Source organism: Dissulfurimicrobium sp., assembly GCF_049968175.1.
Classification (GTDB): domain Bacteria; phylum Desulfobacterota; class Dissulfuribacteria; order Dissulfuribacterales; family Sh68; genus Dissulfurimicrobium; species Dissulfurimicrobium hydrothermale.
Genome location: NZ_JBMFRG010000025.1, coordinates 1 through 20,893, shown reverse-complemented (window position 1 = coordinate 20,893; position 20,893 = coordinate 1). Strand labels below are relative to the sequence as shown.

General features: G+C 49.7%; 22 protein-coding genes. 9 read left to right on the top strand and 13 right to left on the bottom strand.

From position 1 onward, the window contains the following. Window positions 1–13: 13 nt before the first annotated feature. The 3 genes from icd to ACP5SG_RS04690 are packed head-to-tail and all read right to left on the bottom strand — an operon-like array spanning window position 14 to window position 4,134. Window positions 14–1,231 carry an isocitrate dehydrogenase (NADP(+)) gene (gene icd / locus ACP5SG_RS04700; RefSeq protein WP_237889291.1) on the bottom strand — a complete coding sequence of 406 codons (1,218 nt, stop codon included), beginning with the start codon at window positions 1,229–1,231 and terminating at the stop codon, window positions 14–16. Window positions 1,232–1,288: 57 nt separating this feature from the next. Further along, window positions 1,289–3,685 (bottom strand): endopeptidase La, encoded by a 2,397-nt coding sequence (gene lon / locus ACP5SG_RS04695; RefSeq protein ID WP_237889292.1) that lies wholly within the window; start codon window positions 3,683–3,685, stop codon window positions 1,289–1,291. 11 nt (window positions 3,686–3,696) lie between these two features. Further along, window positions 3,697–4,134 (bottom strand): Hsp20/alpha crystallin family protein, encoded by a 438-nt coding sequence (locus ACP5SG_RS04690; protein ID WP_237889293.1) that lies wholly within the window; start codon window positions 4,132–4,134, stop codon window positions 3,697–3,699. Window positions 4,135–4,333: 199 nt separating this feature from the next. Between ACP5SG_RS04690 and rpsF the strand changes: the two genes are divergently transcribed. The 8 genes from rpsF to ACP5SG_RS04650 are packed head-to-tail and all read left to right on the top strand — an operon-like array spanning window position 4,334 to window position 9,738. Beyond that, window positions 4,334–4,741: a 30S ribosomal protein S6 gene (gene rpsF / locus ACP5SG_RS04685; protein WP_237889294.1), complete on the top strand. Its 408-nt coding sequence runs from the start codon at window positions 4,334–4,336 to the stop codon at window positions 4,739–4,741. Between the two features lie 3 nt (window positions 4,742–4,744). Further along, complete coding sequence (rpsR, locus tag ACP5SG_RS04680) at window positions 4,745–5,017, top strand: 30S ribosomal protein S18 (protein ID WP_237889295.1); 273 nt, start codon at window positions 4,745–4,747, stop codon at window positions 5,015–5,017. A 46-nt stretch (window positions 5,018–5,063) separates the two neighbouring features. Beyond that, window positions 5,064–6,011, top strand: coding sequence for a DUF2232 domain-containing protein (locus ACP5SG_RS04675; protein WP_428122434.1), 948 nt, complete (start codon window positions 5,064–5,066; stop codon window positions 6,009–6,011). A 29-nt stretch (window positions 6,012–6,040) separates the two neighbouring features. Continuing rightward, window positions 6,041–6,490, top strand: coding sequence for a 50S ribosomal protein L9 (gene rplI, locus ACP5SG_RS04670; RefSeq protein WP_237889297.1), 450 nt, complete (start codon window positions 6,041–6,043; stop codon window positions 6,488–6,490). Between the two features lie 50 nt (window positions 6,491–6,540). Next, on the top strand, window positions 6,541–7,863 hold the full coding sequence (dnaB, locus tag ACP5SG_RS04665; protein ID WP_237889844.1) for a replicative DNA helicase: 1,323 nt from the start codon (window positions 6,541–6,543) through the stop codon (window positions 7,861–7,863). Beyond that, window positions 7,853–8,536: a 16S rRNA (guanine(527)-N(7))-methyltransferase RsmG gene (gene rsmG, locus ACP5SG_RS04660; protein ID WP_424661151.1), complete on the top strand. Its 684-nt coding sequence runs from the start codon at window positions 7,853–7,855 to the stop codon at window positions 8,534–8,536. Before dnaB ends, rsmG begins: the two co-directional genes overlap by 11 nt. 2 nt (window positions 8,537–8,538) lie before the next feature. After that, entirely contained in the window at window positions 8,539–9,042 is a 504-nt protein-coding gene (locus tag ACP5SG_RS04655) for a CDP-archaeol synthase (protein WP_237889299.1), read from the top strand. Window positions 9,043–9,051: 9 nt separating this feature from the next. Further along, window positions 9,052–9,738 carry a PHP-associated domain-containing protein gene (locus ACP5SG_RS04650; RefSeq protein ID WP_237889845.1) on the top strand — a complete coding sequence of 229 codons (687 nt, stop codon included), beginning with the start codon at window positions 9,052–9,054 and terminating at the stop codon, window positions 9,736–9,738. Between the two features lie 12 nt (window positions 9,739–9,750). Here the strand turns inward: ACP5SG_RS04650 and ACP5SG_RS04645 are convergent, their stop codons facing one another. The 10 genes from ACP5SG_RS04645 to ACP5SG_RS04600 are packed head-to-tail and all read right to left on the bottom strand — an operon-like array spanning window position 9,751 to window position 19,495. After that, window positions 9,751–11,067, bottom strand: coding sequence for an ABC transporter substrate-binding protein (locus ACP5SG_RS04645; RefSeq protein ID WP_424661149.1), 1,317 nt, complete (start codon window positions 11,065–11,067; stop codon window positions 9,751–9,753). A 21-nt stretch (window positions 11,068–11,088) separates the two neighbouring features. Further along, window positions 11,089–11,955: a tol-pal system protein YbgF gene (ybgF, locus tag ACP5SG_RS04640; RefSeq protein WP_424661148.1), complete on the bottom strand. Its 867-nt coding sequence runs from the start codon at window positions 11,953–11,955 to the stop codon at window positions 11,089–11,091. A gap of 22 nt (window positions 11,956–11,977) precedes the next feature. After that, window positions 11,978–13,264, bottom strand: coding sequence for a Tol-Pal system beta propeller repeat protein TolB (gene tolB, locus ACP5SG_RS04635; RefSeq protein ID WP_428122423.1), 1,287 nt, complete (start codon window positions 13,262–13,264; stop codon window positions 11,978–11,980). A 38-nt stretch (window positions 13,265–13,302) separates the two neighbouring features. Next, entirely contained in the window at window positions 13,303–14,346 is a 1,044-nt protein-coding gene (locus ACP5SG_RS04630) for a cell envelope integrity protein TolA (protein WP_237889303.1), read from the bottom strand. Then, window positions 14,315–14,791, bottom strand: a complete 477-nt coding sequence (gene tolR / locus ACP5SG_RS04625; protein ID WP_237889304.1) for a protein TolR — start codon at window positions 14,789–14,791, stop codon at window positions 14,315–14,317. The genes ACP5SG_RS04630 and tolR overlap by 32 nt, the downstream gene beginning before the upstream one ends. A 1-nt stretch (window position 14,792) precedes the next feature. Next, complete coding sequence (gene tolQ, locus ACP5SG_RS04620; RefSeq protein ID WP_330873326.1) at window positions 14,793–15,506, bottom strand: protein TolQ; 714 nt, start codon at window positions 15,504–15,506, stop codon at window positions 14,793–14,795. Window positions 15,507–15,521: 15 nt separating this feature from the next. Beyond that, window positions 15,522–16,382: a 1,4-dihydroxy-6-naphthoate synthase gene (locus tag ACP5SG_RS04615; RefSeq protein ID WP_237889305.1), complete on the bottom strand. Its 861-nt coding sequence runs from the start codon at window positions 16,380–16,382 to the stop codon at window positions 15,522–15,524. 48 nt (window positions 16,383–16,430) lie between these two features. Continuing rightward, window positions 16,431–17,123: a futalosine hydrolase gene (mqnB, locus tag ACP5SG_RS04610; protein WP_237889306.1), complete on the bottom strand. Its 693-nt coding sequence runs from the start codon at window positions 17,121–17,123 to the stop codon at window positions 16,431–16,433. Beyond that, a complete protein-coding gene (locus ACP5SG_RS04605) occupies window positions 17,114–17,896 on the bottom strand; it encodes a metal ABC transporter permease (RefSeq protein ID WP_428122414.1) in 783 nt (260 codons plus the stop codon). The genes mqnB and ACP5SG_RS04605 overlap by 10 nt, the downstream gene beginning before the upstream one ends. A gap of 42 nt (window positions 17,897–17,938) precedes the next feature. Continuing rightward, complete coding sequence (locus ACP5SG_RS04600; RefSeq protein WP_428122410.1) at window positions 17,939–19,495, bottom strand: PAS domain S-box protein; 1,557 nt, start codon at window positions 19,493–19,495, stop codon at window positions 17,939–17,941. A 264-nt stretch (window positions 19,496–19,759) separates the two neighbouring features. Here ACP5SG_RS04600 and ilvB point away from each other — a divergent pair. Continuing rightward, the coding region (gene ilvB, locus ACP5SG_RS04595) for a biosynthetic-type acetolactate synthase large subunit (protein ID WP_428122407.1) at window positions 19,760–20,893 on the top strand (1,134 nt) is incomplete at its 3' end.

The following is a 20,893-nucleotide window of genomic DNA, read 5'->3' as shown; positions in this document are numbered from 1 at the left end:
TCGGTTTTACATTTTACATTGCTTCAATGATGCAATCGGCGAATTCAGAGCATTTAACCTCTTTTGCGCCATCGATTTGTCTTGCAAGGTCATATGTGACCCTTTTTTTGCCGATGGCGGCCTCGATTGCGCCAAGGATCAAACCGCCTGCCTCTCTCCAGCCTATGTATTCGAGCATCATGGCGCCTGATAGGATCAGGGATCCGGGGTTTACTTTATCTAGGCCGGCATATTTAGGTGCAGTTCCGTGTGTGGCCTCGAAGACTGCAAAGCCGTCCCCGATATTTGCGCCTGGCGCCATCCCCAGACCGCCTACCTGTGCAGCGAGGGCGTCGGAGATGTAGTCGCCGTTAAGGTTTGGGGTCACGAGCACGCTGTATTCCCTAGGCCTCAGAAGTATTTGTTGGAACATCGCGTCGGCAATGCGGTCTTTGACGACGATCTTACCGTCAGGGATATCCCCACCGTAGTTATCGTGCAGATCTTGTTCGGTAATGATCACATCAGGGAATTCCCTCCGGGCAAGTTCATAGCCCCAATTTCTAAATGCCCCTTCGGTGAATTTCATAATATTCCCCTTATGCACTAGTGTGACACTGTCTCTTTTGTTGGAAATGGCATATTGAATGGCCTTTCTCATGAGTCTGTATGTACAAAATCTGCTGATGGGCTTTATGCCTATGCCGGAATCCGGCCGCACAGTCTTTCCCATTTCCTTTTTAAGGAATGTTATGATCTTTTGGGCCTCGCTCGATCCCTCTTCCCACTCGATGCCTGCATAGACATCTTCGGTGTTTTCCCTGAAGATCACCATATCTATGTCTTCAGGCCTCTTAACAGGGCTTGGTGTGCCCTTGAAGTATCTGACTGGACGTACACAGGCATAGAGATCGAGCTCTTGCCTCAATGTGACATTGAGGCTTCTTATCCCTTTGCCGACAGGGGTCGTGAGGGGACCCTTGATAGCTACAACATGTTCTTTTATGATATCAAGGGTCTCGTCAGGCAACCATTTGCCGGTTTCATTAAAGGCCTTTTCGCCGGCCAAGACCTCTCTCCATTCAATCTTCCTTTTGCCGTTATAGGCCCTTTCCACTGCGGCATTCAACACCCTATTAGTCGCCTTCCATATATCAGGGCCAACTCCATCTCCTTCAATATATGGGATCACCGGGAAGTCCGGCGTGTCCAGGCCCCTTTCAGTTATAGTTATCTTTTGTTTTGCTGGCATGCCAAGGTCTCCTTCAGAGTTTTTAGGCCTTGAAACTATACAGAAAATGGTCGATCGTCAATGATCTTGCCGCGTTTTAGCCGGTCTTTTTGCGCGCCCATCATGAACGGAATTCGTTTCAAATACTATTTTTTGCGCCTCGCTTATTTTGGAGACCAGATGGATTTTAAGCGTATCTTGGATGTAACTGGGGATCTCTTCGAGATCGGGCGCATTCCGCTTAGGGATGATTACCTCTTTTATCCCAGCCCTATGCGCAGCCAGCACCTTCTCTTTGATGCCGCCTACAGGCAAGACCAGTCCTCTCAGCGTTATCTCGCCGGTCATTGCAACTTGAGGCCTTGCATGGCGATTTGTCAGGAGAGAAATGAGTGCCATTGTGATGGCGACTCCTGCTGAAGGCCCGTCTTTCGGGATGGCGCCGGCAGGTACATGTATATGTATATCCATATCTTTAAGGTTCTCACTGGGCACCTTCAATTGCACCGCCTTGGCCTTTATATAGCTAAGGGCGGTTTGTGCAGATTCTTTCATTACATCACCAAGTTTACCTGTGAGGATGAGCTTCCCAGATCCATTCATTTTGGTGGCTTCAATAAAGAGTATCTCGCCCCCTGCAGGGGTCCAAGCCAGGCCGGTGGCGACCCCTGGTATCTTGGTCCTTTCGGCCACATCATATATAAACCGCGGCGGGCCGAGATATTCTTTCAGATTAGATGTCTTTATGATGGTCTTTGCGGTTTTGCCCTTTGCAACATCCTTGGCTACCGCCCTGCAGATCGCGGCAATCTGTCTTTCAAGGTCTCTCACACCGGCTTCTCGGGTATATTCGCTTATGATCTTCAGGAGTGCCCCTTTTTCAATGCCCAGGTTTGAATTTTTGAGTCCGTGCGCATCGAGCTGTCTTGGGATTAGATACCTCCTGGCTATCTCCATTTTTTCTTCGTGGGTGTAGCCGTTGAGTTCAATGACCTCCATCCTGTCAAGCAGCGGGGCAGGGATGGTATCAAGGACGTTGGCAGTGGCGATAAAAATGATCTTCGAGAGGTCGAACTCAATGCCGAGATAGTGATCGGAAAACTTGGAATTCTGTTCGGGGTCCAGCACCTCGAGGAGTGCAGAGGCCGGATCCCCTCTGAAATCCATTCCTATTTTATCTATTTCATCGAGCATAAATACCGGGTTTTTGACACCTACCTTTCTTAGCCCTTGAATGATGCGCCCGGGCATGGCGCCGACGTATGTCCGTCTGTGTCCCCTTATTTCAGCCTCATCTCGCATACCTCCGAGTGCTATCCTTAGAAATTTGCGCCCAAGGGAGCGGGCTATAGACCTGCCGAGCGATGTCTTGCCTGTGCCTGGCGGGCCAGCAAAACAGAGGATCGGCCCCTTTGCGTCAGGCTTCAATTTCCTGACGGCCAGGTATTCCAGGATGCGTTTTTTGACCTTTTCAAGATCATAGTGGTCCTTGTTTAATATGTCTTCTGCGGTGTCAAGATCCAGACGGTCTTCGGTTGTCTCATTCCATGGCAGTGCTATCAACCAGTCGATATAGGTCTGCGCAACCGTGTATTCTGACGACGAAGGGTGCATTTTTGAGAGTCGTTCGAGCTCGCGTTCGGCCTCTTCCATCACCTCGGGAGGCAATCCTTTCGCCTTTAGTTTTTCTCTCAGGCCAGCCGTGCCGTCTGTCCTTTCATCACCTTCGCCAAGTTCCTTCTTGATGGCCTTAAGTTGCTCCCTGAGGTAGAATTCCCTTTGGGTCTTATCCAACTGCCCCTTTACCTCTGATTGTATCTTGTGGCCCAGGTCCAATATCTCTATCTGCTGCGTCAGTATCTTGAGGACCATTGTGAGGCGTTCCTTCACATTCAAACTCTCAAGTACCCCCTGTTTTTCAATGGGCGGGATATTCAGATGACTTACGGCTATATCAGCCAATACCCCTGGCTCGTCTATTGATGAGATCAGCCCGCCGAGCTCGTTCGGAAGGTTTGGCGAAAATTCAAGTATCTTTGCAAACGCCTGTCTGATATTGATTACAAGTGCCTGGGTCTCAAGGTCTCTGCCTACCGCCTCTTCTACGGTCTCCACCTTGGCCTTGAGATAGGGGTCAGTCTTTACTATTTCCAATATGCGGATCCTGGATACGCTCTGTAGGATGAGTTTAGCGTGACCTTCTTCATTTTTTGCCATACGCAGGATCAGTGCCGCAGTTGCTATCTTTGGCGCGGATCTTCCTGCCTCAATTTCGCCGTCTCCGGCTGTATTCAAAAACGCCACGGTCCGGTCTGTTGCGAGGGCATCGTCTATGAGTTTGATGAGGTTGGGCTGATCGGTCATCCAGGGTATCACCATATGCGGGAAAAGGACTATATCCTTGCTCGGGATGACAGGCAGCTCTCGAATCGTGCTGTGGTTGGTCTTTTCCTTTACCTCGTTGTTTCTATCCATAAAAAAATACCTCAAGAAATCTCTATTTTGATCTTTTTTTGGATACGGCGCGGTATTTTCACTATCAAAAGGCCATTTTCGTAACTGGCATCCGCTTGATCTACCTCGACTTCACATGGCAATCGGATGATTCGCTCGAATCGGCCGTAGTTTATTTCCATTTGATAAAAATGCACCTCGCCTTCATTTCTAGGCTGGGGCCTGTGTCCAGAAAGATGGAGGAGCCTGTCTTTGACGGCCAGATACAGGCTATCTACCTCCACTCCAGATATATCCGCTACGATATAGATATCTTCCTGGGTCATGTATACGTCCAGCGCAGGGACCCATCCCTGTGCCGGCGACATGATAGACATGGAGGAGATACGAAAAAGGTCCTGCAGTACCTGCCCCAGGCTGTCCCCTGGTCTTCCCGAGTAATCTTCAACTTTTATTTTTATAGTCGCCATTTCTTATCCTCCTGAGGCGGTTTTGTCTTTCTGGATCAAATAAGAATCAAAGATAATCTAAAACCCAGGGCTTGACGGTGCAACCCATCTGGTTTAAAAGATATCTCTTCAGAGGTTTTTTTACCTCCTTGCCCTGAAAGAAGTGCTTTTTCCTTTTTAAGGGCCTATTTTGCCATGTCCAGAGGGAGGCATACAATTAATGAAATTACGTCATTATGAAACATTTTACCTTCTTCATCCCGACCTGAACGATGAAGAGCGGAATGCAATCGCAGAGAAATTAGAAAAGATAATCACTGACAAAGACGGCCGGGTCGTAAAGACCGATCCATGGCCGTTAAAAAGACTCGCCTATAAAATAGATAAGCAGACGCATGGTTATTATGTCCTGATGGAGTACGGCGCTTCTGCTGAAACAGTTTTTGAGGTCAACAGAGAATTGCGGCTGAATGATATGGTGCTCAGATTCATGACGTCGAAACTTGGTGAAAAGTTTGATTACGATGCGATACTGAAGGCCTATCAAGATAAGGCCTCTAAGAAAGCCGCCGAAGAAGGCGGCGAGGCCGGGGAAACGGCTGTACAGGAGTTGGAAGGAGAGATATAGGGAATGCAGCAAGAAGACAAGACAACAAGCCATTTAAAACGTCGTCGCGTTTATGTGCGCAAAAAGATTTGTAGATTTTGCGCCGACAAGACCATCGTTATCGATTATAAAGACTATAATTTGCTTAAGCATTTCATAACCGAGAGAGGCAAGATATTGTCGAGCCGTATCACCGGCACATGCGCCAAACATCAAAGGCGCTTGACCACGGCCATAAAGCAGTCAAGGGTAATGGCACTTTTGCCGTTTACCTCAGCGCATGCCCTAAAAGATTGATGTCTGTGGCGCCTGGCATTGAGCGGCGTCTAGGTTGTTTATTTGCATGGGGGTATCCTTGGTTCGCAACGGACCGTTTGGGAGATGGGCTGTTATTCTGCTAGTTTTGGCAAGTCCGTATCTAACGGTCGGATGTGGATCTTTATCGCAATTTTTCATACCTGGTCTACTTGTCGGTATGATGCGGGATATCGACATAAAATATGCATGCCTTATTGTTGGGGCGGCGTTTATTTCAGCCGCCTTGTTGCTGCTAAAGGTTGCCGCAGCCGGAAATGTGATACTGCTCGTCCAGATTTTAGGTTGTGCGATATTGCTACTTTTTGCCAGGTCTAAGGTCTGGTCGGGTCCGAAGACGTTTCTTGCCTGTCTTATATATTTCTTACTGTATGTAGTTTCAGTAATGGCTGTTGGTTCAAACGGCAACCTTTTTTTTGCATATAGTGAGGCAAAAAGGGCGGTGATCAACGACCTTGAGCAGGCGGCGAGTCTGTACAATAATACACATAGGCCTGAGTTTGAGGCCTTGCTCAATCAGTTTAAGACCATCGTTGCAAATTTTCTGCCCAGTCTTGTAGGGTTGAGCTTTTTGACGGCAAGTCTTGTGAATGTGTTTATAGGGGCGCGTCTTATCCATAAGGGTCATCCTCAGAAAGGGGTCTTCGGACCAGAGTTTCCTATGTGGAAAATGCCTGACCACCTCGTATGGCTCGGTATCTTGGCTGGTGCCTTGGCATTGTTCGGGCAAGGCTGGTATGTGGTCTGCGCTGAAAATTGCCTGTTGTTCATAGGCGGGATATATTTTGTACAAGGTCTTTCGGTAATGTCTTTTTTCTTCAAGGTCTTCAACACCCCAGCATTCATAAAGTGGCCTGTGATCTTTTTGCTTACAGTTCAATGGTATGGCATCTTGACTGTAGCGACCATAGGTCTCTTTGATGTATGGTTCGATTTCAGGTCTAAGGCCACAATGACGCCGCCAAGGGGGGTTTAAGCAAATTCATTCATTATGGAGGTATATTAATGGAGATCATCCTGAGAGAGAGCGTTCGGCCGCTTGGGAAGGCCGGCGATGTGGTTAAGGTTGCGTCTGGCTATGCCAGGAACTACTTGATTCCAAAAGGGTTTGCACTCCCGTTTGACAAGAAGAATATGGACCAGATAGAGCGCCAGCGCAGCATGATACTTGCCAGGGCCTCGAAGCTCAAGGCCGAGTATGAGGCGCTTGCAGCCAAGCTTGGGGGATTGGACATAGAGATAAAGGTGCGCGTCGGTGAAGAAGGCAGACTCTATGGCTCAGTCACAAGCATGGATATCGCCAAGGCCGTTGAGTCAAAGGGTTATGTGATCGATCGCCGTAAGATATATATGGACGAACCCATAAAATCCGTGGGCGAATTCGATATACCAGTGAAGCTCAGCAGCGATGTTAGCGCGTCTCTTAAGGTTAAAGTAATGCCTATGGAGCAATAATTTTGGCCCTCGTCCGATTGAAATCCATAGAGCGGTCGGCTGGCTATAGGATGCCACCCCAGAATGTTGAGGCCGAGCAGTGTGTTCTGGGGGGTATTCTCATAGAAGACGGTGCCATCTTGAAGGTTGTTGACACCTTAAGCCCTGGAGATTTTTATAGGGAGGCTCATGGCGTCATCTATGAGGCGATGCTTGATCTCTTTGCCAGAAATGAGCCTCAAGACCTTATAACGGTCAACAATCTCCTCAAGTCCAAGGGGCAGTTGGATGTTGTGGGCGGGACCTCCTATCTGGCCGAACTCGCTGAGGTGGTGCCGGTTGCATCCAACATAGAATATTATGCAAAGATCGTTAGAGATAAGGCGGTGTTGCGTAGACTTATCCAGGCATCCTCCGATATAGCTACCCTGTGCTATGAAGAGTCTGGAGACGTAGATCAGATAATCGAATCCGCCGAGTCTTCCATCTTTGAGATATCCCAGCAAAAGATACGACAAGCATTTTATCCATTAAACGGCATCTTGAAGGACAGCATCAAAAAGGTTGAGGCCCTCTATGAAAACAAGAGCCTGATTACAGGCATATCGAGTGGATTTGAAGAACTTGATCAGTTGACCGCAGGCTTCCAGCCATCTGATTTCATTATCATAGCCGGACGTCCTAGTATGGGCAAGACCGCATTTGCATTAAATATCGCCCAAAAGGCGGCGATCGATCAAAATATAGCGGTAGCCATCTTTTCACTTGAGATGTCCAAGGAACAGCTCGCCCTCAGGATGCTATGTTCAGAGGCGAGGGTTAATGCACAAAATGTCAGAACGGGTTTTTTAAGCGAGCATGACTGGCCTGCCTTGATAAACGCTGCCGGGCGCCTCTCGGAGGCCCCTATATTTATAGACGACACCCCTGCTGCATCGGTTCTTGAGATGAGGGCTAAGGCGAGAAGGCTCAAAGGCGAACATGATCTTGGGCTGGTGATCGTGGATTATCTGCAGCTTATGCGCGGCAGAGGTCAGAGTGAGAGACGCGAGCAGGAGATATCGGAGATATCGCGTTCGTTGAAGGCCATGGCAAAGGAACTGAATGTGCCGGTGATAGCCCTTTCCCAATTAAACCGCAAGGTTGAGGATAGGCCTCATAAAAAGCCCCAGATGGCGGATTTGAGGGAGTCAGGTGCCATTGAGCAGGATGCGGATGTGATTATTTTCATTTATAGAGATGAGGTCTATAATCCTAGCGAAGACAATCCTAATAGGGGCAAGGCCGAGATAAACGTAGCAAAACAGAGAAACGGTCCTACGGGCGTTGTTCAATTGGCCTTTGTATCAAAATATTCAACCTTTGCAAACCTGTCGCGGGAGAGTGAGAATTAGTCCGGTATATCCTGCACCTTCCGTGGCCTCAATCCTGGCTCGGTTGTTTGAAGAATCCGGCATTGATCCCACCGAAAGGGTGTTGTCCGACCTGATGGCCTATATATTTGAGCTTGAATCATGGAATAGGCGGATAAACCTTACAGGGATCACTGACCCGAGAGAGATGGCCTTGAGGCATGTCGGCGACACCATCCTTGTTGCGCTTCATACCCCGGAGGGCGCAAATACGGTGCTCGATATCGGCACAGGGGCTGGCGTGCCAGGGCTTGTTTTGAAGCTTATAAGGCAGGACCTCGAGGTTGCGCTTGTTGACGCAGTCCGCAAAAAGGTCTCATTTTTGAGGTATTTGATCGCCAAGATGGGACTTTCAGGGGTCTGGGCGGAACATGGCAGGATTGGCCTGGATGACGTGCCAATACGAAGGCCTCGTGAGGGGTTTGACCTTGTAATCAGCCAGGCGGTAGGTCCATTAGACAGGATTGTCGAGATTGCCAGTGGTCTTGTAAGGGAAGGGGGTTTGATTGTATCGTTAAAAGGGCCCAAGGGGATAGAGGAATTGAAGGCTAAAGAAGGCTGGCTTACGAGCAAGGGTTGGGTTGCAAGGCCAGTTGAGACCCGGACCCCGGCGGCTGGGTATAGACGCTGCCTGATCCTTGTCCGCAAGAGATAGCCATGATTCTGCACCCCAATTGGCACAGAGATATCATGCTCCTGCTGTGTTTAGGGTGTGCAAATTCTATCCCATTGGCGGCTACATTGTTTCTCAAGGAACGACTCGCCATGCCGGTTGACCTCGGTCTTTCTTTCCTTGACGGTCAGCCGCTTTTCGGACCCCACAAGACATGGAGGGGTCTGATCCTTTCGATATTTGGGACCACTGCCGTATGTAGTCTTTTTTATTTTCCGGGGGCATGGCTGGGTGCAAAGATAGCCGTCTTTTCCATGGTCGGCGATCTTCTTTCAAGCTTTATAAAGAGACGGCTGCGGTTTGGATCGGGCAACAGTGTCATAGGTCTTGATCAAGGCCTTGAGTCCTTTTTGCCGCTTTGGTGTATAAAAAGGGAAATTGGTCTGGAGTGGGGCGAGATAGCCATCATAGTGCTTGTTTTTTTGATTTTAGAGCTTATTATCTCTCCGGTGCTCTATAGGTTTCATATGAGGAGCGATCCGTTTTAGGTGACGACCATGCCTCTTTTAAAGGCCGATCTACATATCCATACCTCTGAAGACCCTCAAGACGTGGTTTTTTACAGCGCCGTCGAACTCATAGACATGGCCCACGGTCTCGGCTATTCAGTCCTGTCGATAACTAACCACGACCATCTCACCTATAGCGGTTACCTTAGAGACTACGCAAAGGAAAGAGGGATAGTTCTTATCCCCGGCATGGAGGCCACTATTGAAGGGCGACATGTGCTCCTTTACAACTTGGATTTCGCATCCGTGGACCGCGGCAGTCTCCGAGGTCTCAGGGGATTGAAGACCCCTCAAGGCCTTGTAATCGCCCCTCACCCTTATTATCCAAGCCCCAAGGCATTAAGAGGGCTTTTAAGGCCCAATATAACCCTTTTCGACGCCATAGAGTTTTGTCATTTTTATACAGAGCACCTCAGCTTCAATAGGGCTGCACAGCGGATCGCAGAGGAATGCCGTCTGCCAATGGTTGGGACATCTGACGCCCACCAAAGGTCACAGTTCCATACCACTTATTCCTTGATCGATGCGGAACCCGATCCCGAATCCATCGTTGAGGCTGTAAAATCGGGCAGGGTTAGGGTGGTCACACGCCCCCTTGATCTATCCTTTTTGGCCAAGATCAATATAAAGATGGCATGGAGGAACCAGGTTGTAAAATTATATAAGAGGTGGTAAGGGTTTAGTTTTTTATAGATTCGGCAGTTGCAGGTCCGGACCTTTGTATGTCTCCTCGGGTGTGAAGGACGTTCCAGCCTTCTTTTCTACGACTATGAGCGATTCGGGCAATGGACCTGTATGCACGGTCTCAGAGGGTCTTATAAGGCCCATTACCCCAGCGTAAGGCGCATTCAGACCTTCGATGGCCTTAAGTAGTGTATCGGCATCCAGGGTCTGCAGATTTTTGATGCCTGCCGCCAAGAGGTTTATTGCATCCCAGCCGGCACCCGCGGCGAGCATCTCGGCTGGGGAGAGATTGTCTATCTTATTTCCCATATCAAGTTCGAAACGTATTACAGCCACTTTGCACGGGTGGTCGTCTTTCAGTCCTTGGTTTGCCAAAAGGGGAGGGGCTATGATAAAAAAGCGGGCAGTGGCGCCGGCTTCTTTTGGCGTTTCATCGTTCAGCATTGCAGCCGATACGGCCAAATTGACACTAGCCTCACTGGCTGAGCGTATAAGGGTGGGGAGGGCCGACCTGCCAAGGCCAAAGGCCGCTACCACGTCTGCCATTTCACTTTTGGCCTTTTTAAATTGCAACGACAGGCTGCTTGAGAGATCGGCCTGATTCAGGGCGATTGATGACGATATGGCCTTTATCCCGCATTCGATGCCGTAGGCTTTGAGAAGCAGCGTTATCTTTTGCCCAACCGGAGAATCCGGGACGATGGCGAAAAGCGTGCGTTTTTTGGCAGGAAGGGGTCCTGAGGGGGGTCCTGCTGAAAGCCATCGGCAAAGGGCCTTGATCTCCGAGTTTATATCGGGCGCTACGGTAAACGTCCAGTTCCTGACCCCTTCATTGCCAGTTGAGTATCTGAATATCTCTTCATTCCTCATGAGTATTACCGGAACATGTAGGGCGGCGCCCAGTTTTTTGAACGCGTCAAGTACGGCATCCTGACCAGTTCCATCAGGGCCACCTGGTCCTTCAGGTCCTATGATTGCCACAACCCCTTGTTCCTTGACCAGTCCTTCCGCCTTTGGCAAGACCTTGGCTGGGTCTCCCGACGTGTCGGACGCGATGAGTTCAAGGGGTCTTGTCTTTGCCCAATCCTCTAAGTTTGCGGCGTTAACTGCTGATCTAGCCCCAAGGGCTGCAGCTTTGCACAAACGTGCATCGAATCCGGACATGTCGCACAGAAGTCCTATCTTTATGGTTCGTTCCTGTTCCTGTGCCTGCACGTCGCTGCAGTGACATGATATGGCGAGAATACAAAGACAGACCAGCAGACAAGGCCTAGTAAAAACATTGAGGTCATATATGCATTGTCTCCGGATCGGTTGCATACAATGTCTCACCGCCATACCCTATTTTAGGTTGGCAATTAATTTCTTTGCCCTTGCCGCCTGTTCACTATTTGGAAATTGTTTTATCAACTTTTCGAGTAAAATCCTTGCGCTCTGTTTGTCTCCAAGTCTTGCGAAGGCCATTCCCTGCTTCAGCAGCGCATCGGGTACCTTGTTGCTCTTGGGGAACTGACTTATAACCTTCTGATAGGCGAGGATGGCCTCGTCAAAGTGCTCTTGGTTGTATTCGCACTCCCCGATCCAGAAATAGGCATTGTCTATAAGTTTGCCATCGGGATTCTTGTCTATATAAGATTTAAACGATTTCTCGGCGTCGTTGAAATCTTTTTGTTTAAAAAGTTCAATGCCGTGTTGATATTGGTCCGTTTCCTGCGGAGTCTGCACGGGCTGTTGCTCGGCATTGGTAGGCGCTGGCGGCGTGGAGAGTCCGCCTGGTTTTGGAGCGCCGCATGCGGCGGCTATGGTTTCCTGCTGGGCCTTCAAGTTGTCTATCTGGGTCTTCACCTCGTTTGCAAATCGCATTATCTCTTCTTTGTCTTGTTTGTTTCTGTGCTTCATCTCGTCTATCATGCCATTCAGCCGCAGGATCTCCGCATGCAGCTCATCGACCTTGTTAGACAGGTCAGCCTGTGTGGCTCGTATTTCGGAAAGACCACCTGAAGACTGGAGTTCGGCCAGTTTGTTCGCCATATTTGCGTTTTCAAGGGCCAGGTTGTTCATTCGTCGTTCGAGGGTCATGACTTGATCCTGCGGGGCGCAATTGGCAAGGAGTATTGGTGCGCATACGGCAAACAGGAGGCCTGCCACCTTCCTGCCGGTCCAACAGATCGACTTGGCTTTGTTTGATTTGGCGTCTGGCTTCTGCATAAAAGGGCTCCTTTTTTTATTTTTATTTAGACCCGGATAGATCATTCGGGCCCCAGTTAGGCATTGTCAGGTTGCCGAAGCGGCGCACCACCACCCGCTGATCGGCGCCGTTTGCCTGCATTACAAATATGGCTTTCCCGCCCAGCCTGTTGGAACTGAAGATAATCATCCTGCCGTTAGGCGACCAGGAGGGGTTTTCGTTGTCGCCTACCGTAGTAAGTTGTGTGGGTTCTCCGCCATCTGGGGCGATGGTCATTATCTGGAATTGACCGCCGATCCTGCTGGCATAGACTATCTTATCGCCCCGTGGAGACCATTGTGGGTCTGTGTTGTAGTTGCCGTTATACGTGATGCGTTTTATTGTCTTCGTGATCATGTCGTAGATGTAGATCTGTGGCTTGCCTTCGCGGTCCGAGACGAACGCCAGTCTCGCACCATCCGGCGACCATGAAGGTGATACGTTTATGCCCGGTCCATTTGTGAGTCTTTCCAGCACCTTGCCGGAGATATCGATGATATAAATGTCGGGGTTTCCGTCTTTGCTGAGGGTGACGGCCAGGCGTCTGCCGTCCGGTGCCCATGCGGGTGATATGTTGAGGCCGCGATAAGCGGCTATCCTCTTTGTGACCCCGGTTGCCAGGTCCTTTATAAATATCTGCGGCTTTCCATATCTGTAAGACGTGTATGCGATATACTTGCCGTCAGGGGAATAGCGCGGAGACACGACAAGAGATCTCTCATTGGTCACCACTTTTGCGTCCGCACCGTCGAAGTCAGCGGTATAAACATCCCTGAATCTGCCGTTTGGCCCTACAAAAGTTATTTTTGAAAGGCTTACGCCGTGTTCGCCAGTAATCGCCATAATTATTTCATCACAGAAACGGTGGGCTATCCATCTGTAGTCGATGATCCTTCCCGTGTAATGTCTGCTGACCATCTCAGAATTATTTGACATGTCGATGAGTTGAAAATCGACGACTATGGCGTTTCCGCTAGCAGTTACAGCACCCTTTACCAGATAGTCTATCCTGAATTTGCTCCAGTCGGCATCGGCCCTGCCACCATATTGGGCTGGGTCGAGGACTGAGAAAAAATCGTGAAACGTGAGGTCGTTGGACAAGATCTCTGAGATCTTACGGCCGAGTTGCTCATACTCGATGGTCTGGGGCGTAACGTTCAAATAAGGCACGGCAATAGGGATCTTGGTCATCCCTGGCGAAGTGATGTCTACATATATCCTTGCATGGGCAATATGTGCCCATGCAACTAAGAATGGGATCAAGAGAAGCACATTAAATTTTTTTTTCATACGGCCAGCATCTCCTTAAAATTGCCAGATTACACAGATCATAACGTAACACCCGATTGTGTGAATTTCAGCCCGATCCCGTCACTGAGAAGGGGTGCAATAGCCCTGGGGATGGGCTGAAACGGGGCCGCATCCTTTACAGCCCTCAACGCCGCCTGATCGAACAGGGCCTGTCCTGATTTTTTTTCAAACTGGATGTTTGTTATGGAGCCGTCGCTGTTTATTCCGAATGTTATGATGCATAAAAGCCCTTTTTTATTAATGAGTTCGTCAGGAAGGACCCATCTGCTCTGTACCGCGGACACCATTTCGCCTAGGTACTGCCTCAGGAGTTCATTGTTGATCTGACCCCCGCCGCCGGCCTGTATTGATCCACTTGGTATTGCATTTGACCCTTCCTTTTCAATACCTTTTTTTTCAAGTTTTTCTGCAAGGGCGGCTATGCGCTCGGCCAGCAATGCCGCGTTCTCCTTTTCTTGAACATGTTCCTGGATCGCATTGAGACTTTTGTTCAGGAGCCTTTCCTCTTTTACATGTTCTTGAATGGATTGCAGCTTTTTGGCGAGCACATCTTCTTCTTTCTGTTTTTGGGCCTGTGGTGTGGCCTTTGGGGGCTTTTCTGCCTTTTCCTCGGGCCTTGGTTCAGGCCTTATCTTTTTGTCGGCAGAGATAGAGACTGTTTCTTTCGGCTTCGTCTCGGGCCTTGGTTCAGGCCTTTTTTCAATAGGTTTTGGAGGAGGCGTTTTGGGTCTCGCCTCCTTTTCAACCACCGGTTTCGGAGGTTTGGGCACTGGTATCTTCGGGACCGGCGGTAGGGCCTTTTGTACCTTATGCGATTCCGAGCCGATTTTTGGTGCTGTATCTGCCTTTGCGGTAGGTCTCCCGAGTGGGGCTGGCCTTGACGCAGGCATGTCCGATACGTCGAAAAGCTTTACATTATAAACTGGAGGAAGTGGCCTGGGGACGTCAAAAAACATAGACAGCACGACCGACATGGCTGCTATGATAATATGGAGTCCAAGCGCACTTAAAAAGGCAACTTGCCAGTCTTCATTTGTTCGGCTTATTGACCTTTTTGTCATATTTGGCCTTATTCCCCTTGGCGCCGGCTGAGTCAATCGGTTCGGTTACAAGACCAAGGTCTTCTATACCCGCCTCTCTGATCGTCGCCATAACACCCGCCACTACGCCGTATGCAACGGCCCTATCTGCCCTCAACAGGACCTGCTCTGCCGAGCCGCTGTCTTTCATCTCCAAGAGCCGTTGCCTCAATGTCTCTTCATCTACCGGTATTTTGTTGAGGAATATCTTGTCGTCGGCATTTACGGTGATCTCAACAGGCTCTCTTTTTTGTGGCAGCGGTTTTGCGCTGACGGCAGGGAGCTTGACATCCAGACCTTTGGTCATCATGGGCGCCGTCACCATGAATATGATGAGCAGTACCAGCATTACATCCACAAGTGGGGTCACATTTATATCCGCCAGGTAGTGGCGTTTGCCTTTCTGAGGCACAGCGCCCATGCCCATTTTAATTGCCCTCCCTGCCGTTTTTCCCGGGCAGCAGTTTTCTTTCGACCATATTTATAAAGTCACTCGAGAAGCCCTGAAGAACCCCCTCTATCCTGGCAAGTGAGCTCATAAAGGTATTGAATGCAATTACGGCTGGGATCGCAGCTGAAAGTCCGACCGCAGTGGCGATCAGCGCCTCTGATATGCCTGGCGCCACAGTAGCGAGGCTTGCCGAACCATGGAGTCCTATGTTGTGAAAGCTCCGCATGATGCCCCAAACAGTGCCGAAGAGCCCTATAAACGGGGCTGAGTTGCCGATCGTCGCCAAGAACGGGATGCCGTTTTCAAGCATTGCAATCTCTTCCTGGATACCCTTGTTCAGGCTCCTTTCGAGTGATTCTATCCATACCCTTGGGCCGGGTGCCATGTTCTTGTCCTTGACACTCTCCTGCAGGCGGCGCAGTTCATTATATCCGGCAAGGAACACCCCGGCCATAGGGGCCTCATCCATCCTTTTTGCATGACTGTAAAGTTGTACAAGGTTCTGTGTGTCCCAGAAGAGCTCTTCAAATTCCTCGTTAAGTCGTCTTGCCTGCCGGAATCTCTTTGATTTCACGATTATGATGGTCCAGCTCAGGATTGAGAAGAAGATGAGCAGCAGCAGGACCATCTGCACCACTGGCCCTGCCTCCAATATCAAAGATAATATATTGTCGTTTCCGTTAAGTGGCATTGTATCTCACCAGCCTTAAAGTTCTATGAACAGCGAACCGATTTCTTGTCTGAAGATGTCCTTTTCATGGGTAGCTTTTGTCAGGAGCTCTACCGCTTTCAAGCCGTCTTCGCCTACATCTACTGTATAATGATTTACATACAATTTTATGTGGTTGACCATAACCTCCGGCGACATCTCCTGTGCATGACGCCTGACAAAGTCAAGGATTTCACCCTTGAGGCCACTATTCATTGCATACAAAACACTAAATTTTAAGGCATTATTCAGCGTTTGCAATAGATTTCGACCTAGACGGCGTTTTGCCGCTATACCTCCAAGCGGGATTGGAAGCCCGGTCAGTTCCTCCCACCATGCTCCAAGATCCCGTATCAGCGCAAGGCCGTATTTATGATAGACAAACCTCGTTTCGTGTATGATTACACCTGCATCGGCGTCCCCATCGGCTACGGCCTGAGCGATCTTTGCAAAATTCATGGGTATAAGATTTGTCGCCCCGGGACAATAGAGTCTGAGCAGCAAGGCAGCGGTAGTGTGGACCCCAGGTATGGCTATCCTTGCAGATTCGAGGTCTTTTGGGGTCATATCCTTTTCCCTTCCGAGGATAAGCGGGCCGCAACCCCTTCCGAGTGCGCTTCCCGATCTCAAGAGGACATAGTCATCAGCTATGCGGTCTAGCACGCCGTATGAGATCTTGCTTACATCCAGATTGCGCTTTATGACTTCTTTATTCAGTTCCTCGATGTCGGAGATGCAGTAGTTTATTTCCAGCGAAAACTGGACCTTTTTGTGGAGGAGTGCGTAAAATATGCCCGTATCGTTCGGGCAAGATGAAAGGCCGAGGGAGATTGTCCTGCTCGGATTGACTGTGTCCATATCTGCTGTCAAGATTCTTTTCGATGTTGCCTCATCATGCAGGCCTAATCAATCACCGGGCGAGAGAATTTTCAAGTAGTTTAGTATAGAAACGAGTACGGTGGCGGTTTTTTTGAGTGCGCCTTCAGTCGTCCATCTAGCTTTATCAGGATCCCCGGCGTAATTACTTATGCCGCGGAGCTCAATGAGCGGCGCATAATAGAGGCTACATACCTGGGCCGCTGCAGCCCCTTCCATGTTTTCCACTGCTGCCTTGAAGCGGTGTTTCAGTCTGGCAGCCCTCTCGAAGTCGGCGCTTGCACATGATACAGTTACCATTGGTATGGCTTTTATCCCAATGCCGTCGAGGATTTTAAAAAAATCGGGTTTTAAAAAGCGCGTCCATCTGTCTTTGAGTGGGAACATCATGGGGATCCTTTCATTGCCAATTTCGATGGGTTCGACCCCCTTTGGAGTACACCGGCCGAGGTCTCCGTAAATCTCTGACTCTGCAAGGCACACATCTTCCAACCCGACCCCGGTGTCTTTGTAGCAGCCCCCGATCCCGACCAGGATCACGATCTCAGGCCTTTGCCTCTCCATTATCATTGTGAGGGTCATGGCGGTCGCCCCTGGGCCTATGCCTGACACGATATGGGGGAGGCGGTTTCTTTCCACGACTTTTGAGAATTCAACGACGCTGGAAAGGGCATAGAGTTCGAGTCTTGTCGGTGTGATGAGTAAGGTCTTTTTCAGGTCCATTTGTATCTCTGTCGGAAGACAAGACCTATGCCAAGTATCAAGCCGCTCAACAGGACTATCGAACCCGATGCGGGCCAGTCGAGGCAAAAGGCCAGGATCAGGCCCACGAATATGGAGACAACGGCAAAGATCACGGCCATGAATACAGCCTGTCTGAAACTTGCGGCCATGGTAAGCCCTGCTGCCGCCGGTATAATCATCAGGGCCGCTACAAGGAGGAGCCCTACAACCTTCATGCCGGTCACCACTGTTACAGCCGTCAGGATGGCGATGAGCATGTCGAGTACGCCTACATTGATGCCAGCCGTCTTTGCTGTCTGGTTGTCGAATGTGGCATATACCAGCTCGTTATAAAATAATGCGAGGGTTGCAAGCGTTACCAGGGCAAGTCCTCCCGCCATCCAGACCTCGCCCTGGCTGATCGCAAGGATGCTCCCGAAGAGATAGGAAAACAGCTCCGCATTAAAGTCGCCTGCTATGGATGCCAGCATGACCCCGAGCGCCATTCCAAGGCTGCTGACTATCCCTATGCCGGTATCCCCGCCAAGGCCTGATTTGTCCTTGATGGCGTTGATCCAGAGGCCTGCGAGGAGTGTAAAGACAAGGGCGACCGGTAAGGGTGCCAGATTGAACATGAGCCCTATGGCCACCCCGCCGAATGTCACATGGGAGAGCCCATGGCCTATCATGGCCTCTCTTCTAAGTACTAGAAATATCCCCAGTATGGCACAGCTTGCGCCCACAAGCGCGCCTGCCAGAAAGGCCCTTTTCATAAAATCAAAGGAGAAGATATAGAGGATTTCCATGTCGAATGGTCAGGAGGCGGCAGGTCTGATTTCTGCGCCTTTATTAGACCGTCCAGCGGGCTGTAAGGCCCCAGGTCTTTTGAGGGGAAACAGCACCTTAACCGTGGTGCCAAGGGACGGCCTGCTTGAGACGCTTATCATTCCGTTGTGGCCCTTTACTATCCCGAGCACTGCAGCCATGCCGAGACCACGTCCTGTGAATTTGGTTGTAAAGAACGGGTCGAATATCCTTGCCATCGTCTCCTCATCCATGCCTATGCCCGTGTCAGATACCTCGATAAAGGCATACTCATCTTCCTTCGAATCTTCAGCGAGAAAGGCCTGGGAGATATATTGCCTGTCTGCGTACATGGTGCCCACTTTTATGGTTATAAGGCCGCCAGCGTCATTCAGCGCCTCGGATGCATTTGCTACAAGGTCCATGACCATGTATTTCAGCTGTGTCGGGTCCCCGCTGATCAGGATGGGCTCCATTTGAATCTCCAGTTTTAATTCGGCCTTTTTGGATATGGTATTTCTTATCAGATGGGTCTGTTCCCTCATAAAGGCCGCAAGCTCTATCTCTTTTGGCATGAACATGGCCTGGCCCGAATAGGCAAGCATCTTGCTGGTGAGTTCCGCCGCGCGCCTGGCCCCCTGTTCAATTTTTAGAAGAAATTCTTTAAGCGGTGAATCGGCAGGGAGCCTGGCTAGACAAAGCTCGGCATATCCCAGTATTCCTGCCAGGATGTTGTTGAATTCGTGGGCTATTCCCCCTGCAAGCACGCCGATGGCCTCGATCTTTTTCGTACGATGAAGCCTCTCTTCGAGCCTCTTTTTATCCTCTTCGACCCTTTTGCGTTCGGTTATATCACGGAATATGCCTCTGGTAAAAAGGGGCCTGCCCTGTTCATCGAGGTGACAGTTGGCGTTTCCTTCGAGGATGATCCGGCGCCCGTCTTTTGCAATAAAACTGGTCTCGATATGCTCGGCCCTGCCCCCTGAGAGCACGGTTTTGAACATATCCTGGCATTTTAATTGGCATTCAGGGGCCCAGACATCCATGAGCTTCAGCCTTGCTACCTCCTCCACGGTATAACCGAGCGTTTCAAGCCATGCGCGGTTTACATAGATGAATGACCCGTCAGGGGCCACGCTCTGTATGAGGTCGTTTGCGTTTTCGAGGAGGTCTAGGTATCGTTCCTCACTTTTTTTGAGGTCTTTTTGGGTCTTTTTAAGGGTGGTTATGTCGTGGGCTACATGTATTGCGCCGACGAGCGCCCCTTTTTCATCGTGAAGCGGTGAGACGTTTACCTCTACATATTCGCCAAGCGGGCCGCCGGTTATCTCAACGGTATGGGATTTGCCGTCGGCCAGCAGTATTGCAAGCGGGCAGCCTTCAACCGGGGCCTTGCTGCCGTGTATAACTTCATAGCATGGTCTTCCAATGATTTCAGGTTGATGGTCGAGCCTTGCCTTCATTGCCCTGTTTATGTATATGAGCCGGTATTCCCTGTCCAATAGGCAGATCATGTCTGGTATTGAATCAAGCACGGCCTTCCAGTCTTTTATTTTCATGGTTTTCATGGATAGAACGATCCGAGAGTTATTAAAACATAAATAGTATAGTATAACTGTGCTACTTACAAGGAGCGACATTTGATTTTGTTTGCGTGTTATTTAATTTATAAAAATATTACCTAATTTTAATCTGCTAATGATTGACAAATTAAGATTTGGATAATAAATTTCATTTGTTTGTGACTCAGTCACTAACTAATGGGCATGACGTATGTCTGGTGGTTTAATGTTGACATTACATTATTTAGATTTAGACAGTGAGGTGAATTTATGGCTAAGATGGCCGGGAAACAGATGGTTGTTGAGGCCCTCAAGAGGGAAGGCGTCGAAGTGGTCTTTGGCTACCCAGGTGGGGCCATCATAGACGTCTTTGATGCAATCGACAAAGATGGCAGCATCAAATTCGTGCTTGTGCGCCATGAACAGGGGGCGACGCATGCGGCTGATGGGTATGCAAGGTCGAGCGGCAAGGTCGGCGTATGTATTGTCACATCTGGCCCTGGCGCAACCAACACGGTGACTGGCATCGCCACTGCATATATGGATTCTGTGCCCATGGTCGTGATAACAGGCCAGGTACCGACGGCGCTCATAGGAAACGATGCATTCCAAGAGGTTGACATAGTCGGCATCACGCGCCCATGTACCAAACACAACTACCTTGTAAAGGACGTAAAAGACCTCTCAAGAATACTTAAAGAGGCGTTCTACCTGGCAAGATCAGGCCGGCCTGGGCCAGTGCTTATCGATATCCCGAAAGATGTCCAGAACGGCAAGGCCGAGTTCGCCTATCCGGAAGAGATAGAGTTGAGATCTTATAAACCGGTGGCCGATCCGCACATCAAACAGATCGAGAGGGCATGCGCCTTGATCGAGCAGGCAAGAAAGCCGATAATCTATGCAGGAGGCGGTGTCGTCATCGCAGGTGCGCACAAGGAACTTAGGGCGTTGGCTGAGGAGATAAGCGCCCCTGTGGCAATGACGCTCATGGGGCTTGGAGGGTTTCCTGGTACCCATCCATATAGTCTTGGGATGCTTGGAATGCATGGGAGCTACTGCTCCAACATGGCTATGGCGAATACAGACCTTATCATAGCCGTTGGCGCTCGTTTCGATGACAGGGTGACGGGCAAGATAGAGGCCTTCGCCCCAATGGCGAAGATAATCCATATGGATGTTGATCCTACCTCTATACAGAAGAACGTCAAGGTGGATGTCCCGATAGTGGGCGATTGTAAAAAAGGCCTTAGCAAACTATTGAAGGTCTTAAAAGAAGGCGGACGCGACCAGGAGACATGGAAGAATCAGCATAAGGCATGGTGGGAACAGATAAGGGCCTGGGAGAAGCGGCATCCTCTGAGCTATAAAAAGGATTCGAATGTCATAAAGCCTCAATATGTAATT

Coding starts and splice junctions, on each gene's coding strand:
- icd (WP_237889291.1), bottom strand. CDS start 1,231: ATGCCAGCAAAACAAAAGATAACTATAACTGAAAGGGGCCTGGACACG.
- lon (WP_237889292.1), bottom strand. CDS start 3,685: ATGGATAGAAACAACGAGGTAAAGGAAAAGACCAACCACAGCACGATT.
- ACP5SG_RS04690 (WP_237889293.1), bottom strand. CDS start 4,134: ATGGCGACTATAAAAATAAAAGTTGAAGATTACTCGGGAAGACCAGGG.
- rpsF (WP_237889294.1), top strand. CDS start 4,334: ATGAAATTACGTCATTATGAAACATTTTACCTTCTTCATCCCGACCTG.
- rpsR (WP_237889295.1), top strand. CDS start 4,745: ATGCAGCAAGAAGACAAGACAACAAGCCATTTAAAACGTCGTCGCGTT.
- ACP5SG_RS04675 (WP_428122434.1), top strand. CDS start 5,064: ATGGGGGTATCCTTGGTTCGCAACGGACCGTTTGGGAGATGGGCTGTT.
- rplI (WP_237889297.1), top strand. CDS start 6,041: ATGGAGATCATCCTGAGAGAGAGCGTTCGGCCGCTTGGGAAGGCCGGC.
- dnaB (WP_237889844.1), top strand. CDS start 6,541: ATGCCACCCCAGAATGTTGAGGCCGAGCAGTGTGTTCTGGGGGGTATT.
- ACP5SG_RS04655 (WP_237889299.1), top strand. CDS start 8,539: ATGATTCTGCACCCCAATTGGCACAGAGATATCATGCTCCTGCTGTGT.
- ACP5SG_RS04650 (WP_237889845.1), top strand. CDS start 9,052: ATGCCTCTTTTAAAGGCCGATCTACATATCCATACCTCTGAAGACCCT.
- ACP5SG_RS04645 (WP_424661149.1), bottom strand. CDS start 11,067: ATGCAACCGATCCGGAGACAATGCATATATGACCTCAATGTTTTTACT.
- ybgF (WP_424661148.1), bottom strand. CDS start 11,955: ATGCAGAAGCCAGACGCCAAATCAAACAAAGCCAAGTCGATCTGTTGG.
- tolB (WP_428122423.1), bottom strand. CDS start 13,264: ATGAAAAAAAAATTTAATGTGCTTCTCTTGATCCCATTCTTAGTTGCA.
- ACP5SG_RS04630 (WP_237889303.1), bottom strand. CDS start 14,346: ATGACAAAAAGGTCAATAAGCCGAACAAATGAAGACTGGCAAGTTGCC.
- tolR (WP_237889304.1), bottom strand. CDS start 14,791: ATGGGCATGGGCGCTGTGCCTCAGAAAGGCAAACGCCACTACCTGGCG.
- tolQ (WP_330873326.1), bottom strand. CDS start 15,506: ATGCCACTTAACGGAAACGACAATATATTATCTTTGATATTGGAGGCA.
- ACP5SG_RS04615 (WP_237889305.1), bottom strand. CDS start 16,382: ATGGACACAGTCAATCCGAGCAGGACAATCTCCCTCGGCCTTTCATCT.
- mqnB (WP_237889306.1), bottom strand. CDS start 17,123: ATGGACCTGAAAAAGACCTTACTCATCACACCGACAAGACTCGAACTC.
- ACP5SG_RS04605 (WP_428122414.1), bottom strand. CDS start 17,896: ATGAAAAGGGCCTTTCTGGCAGGCGCGCTTGTGGGCGCAAGCTGTGCC.
- ACP5SG_RS04600 (WP_428122410.1), bottom strand. CDS start 19,495: ATGAAAACCATGAAAATAAAAGACTGGAAGGCCGTGCTTGATTCAATA.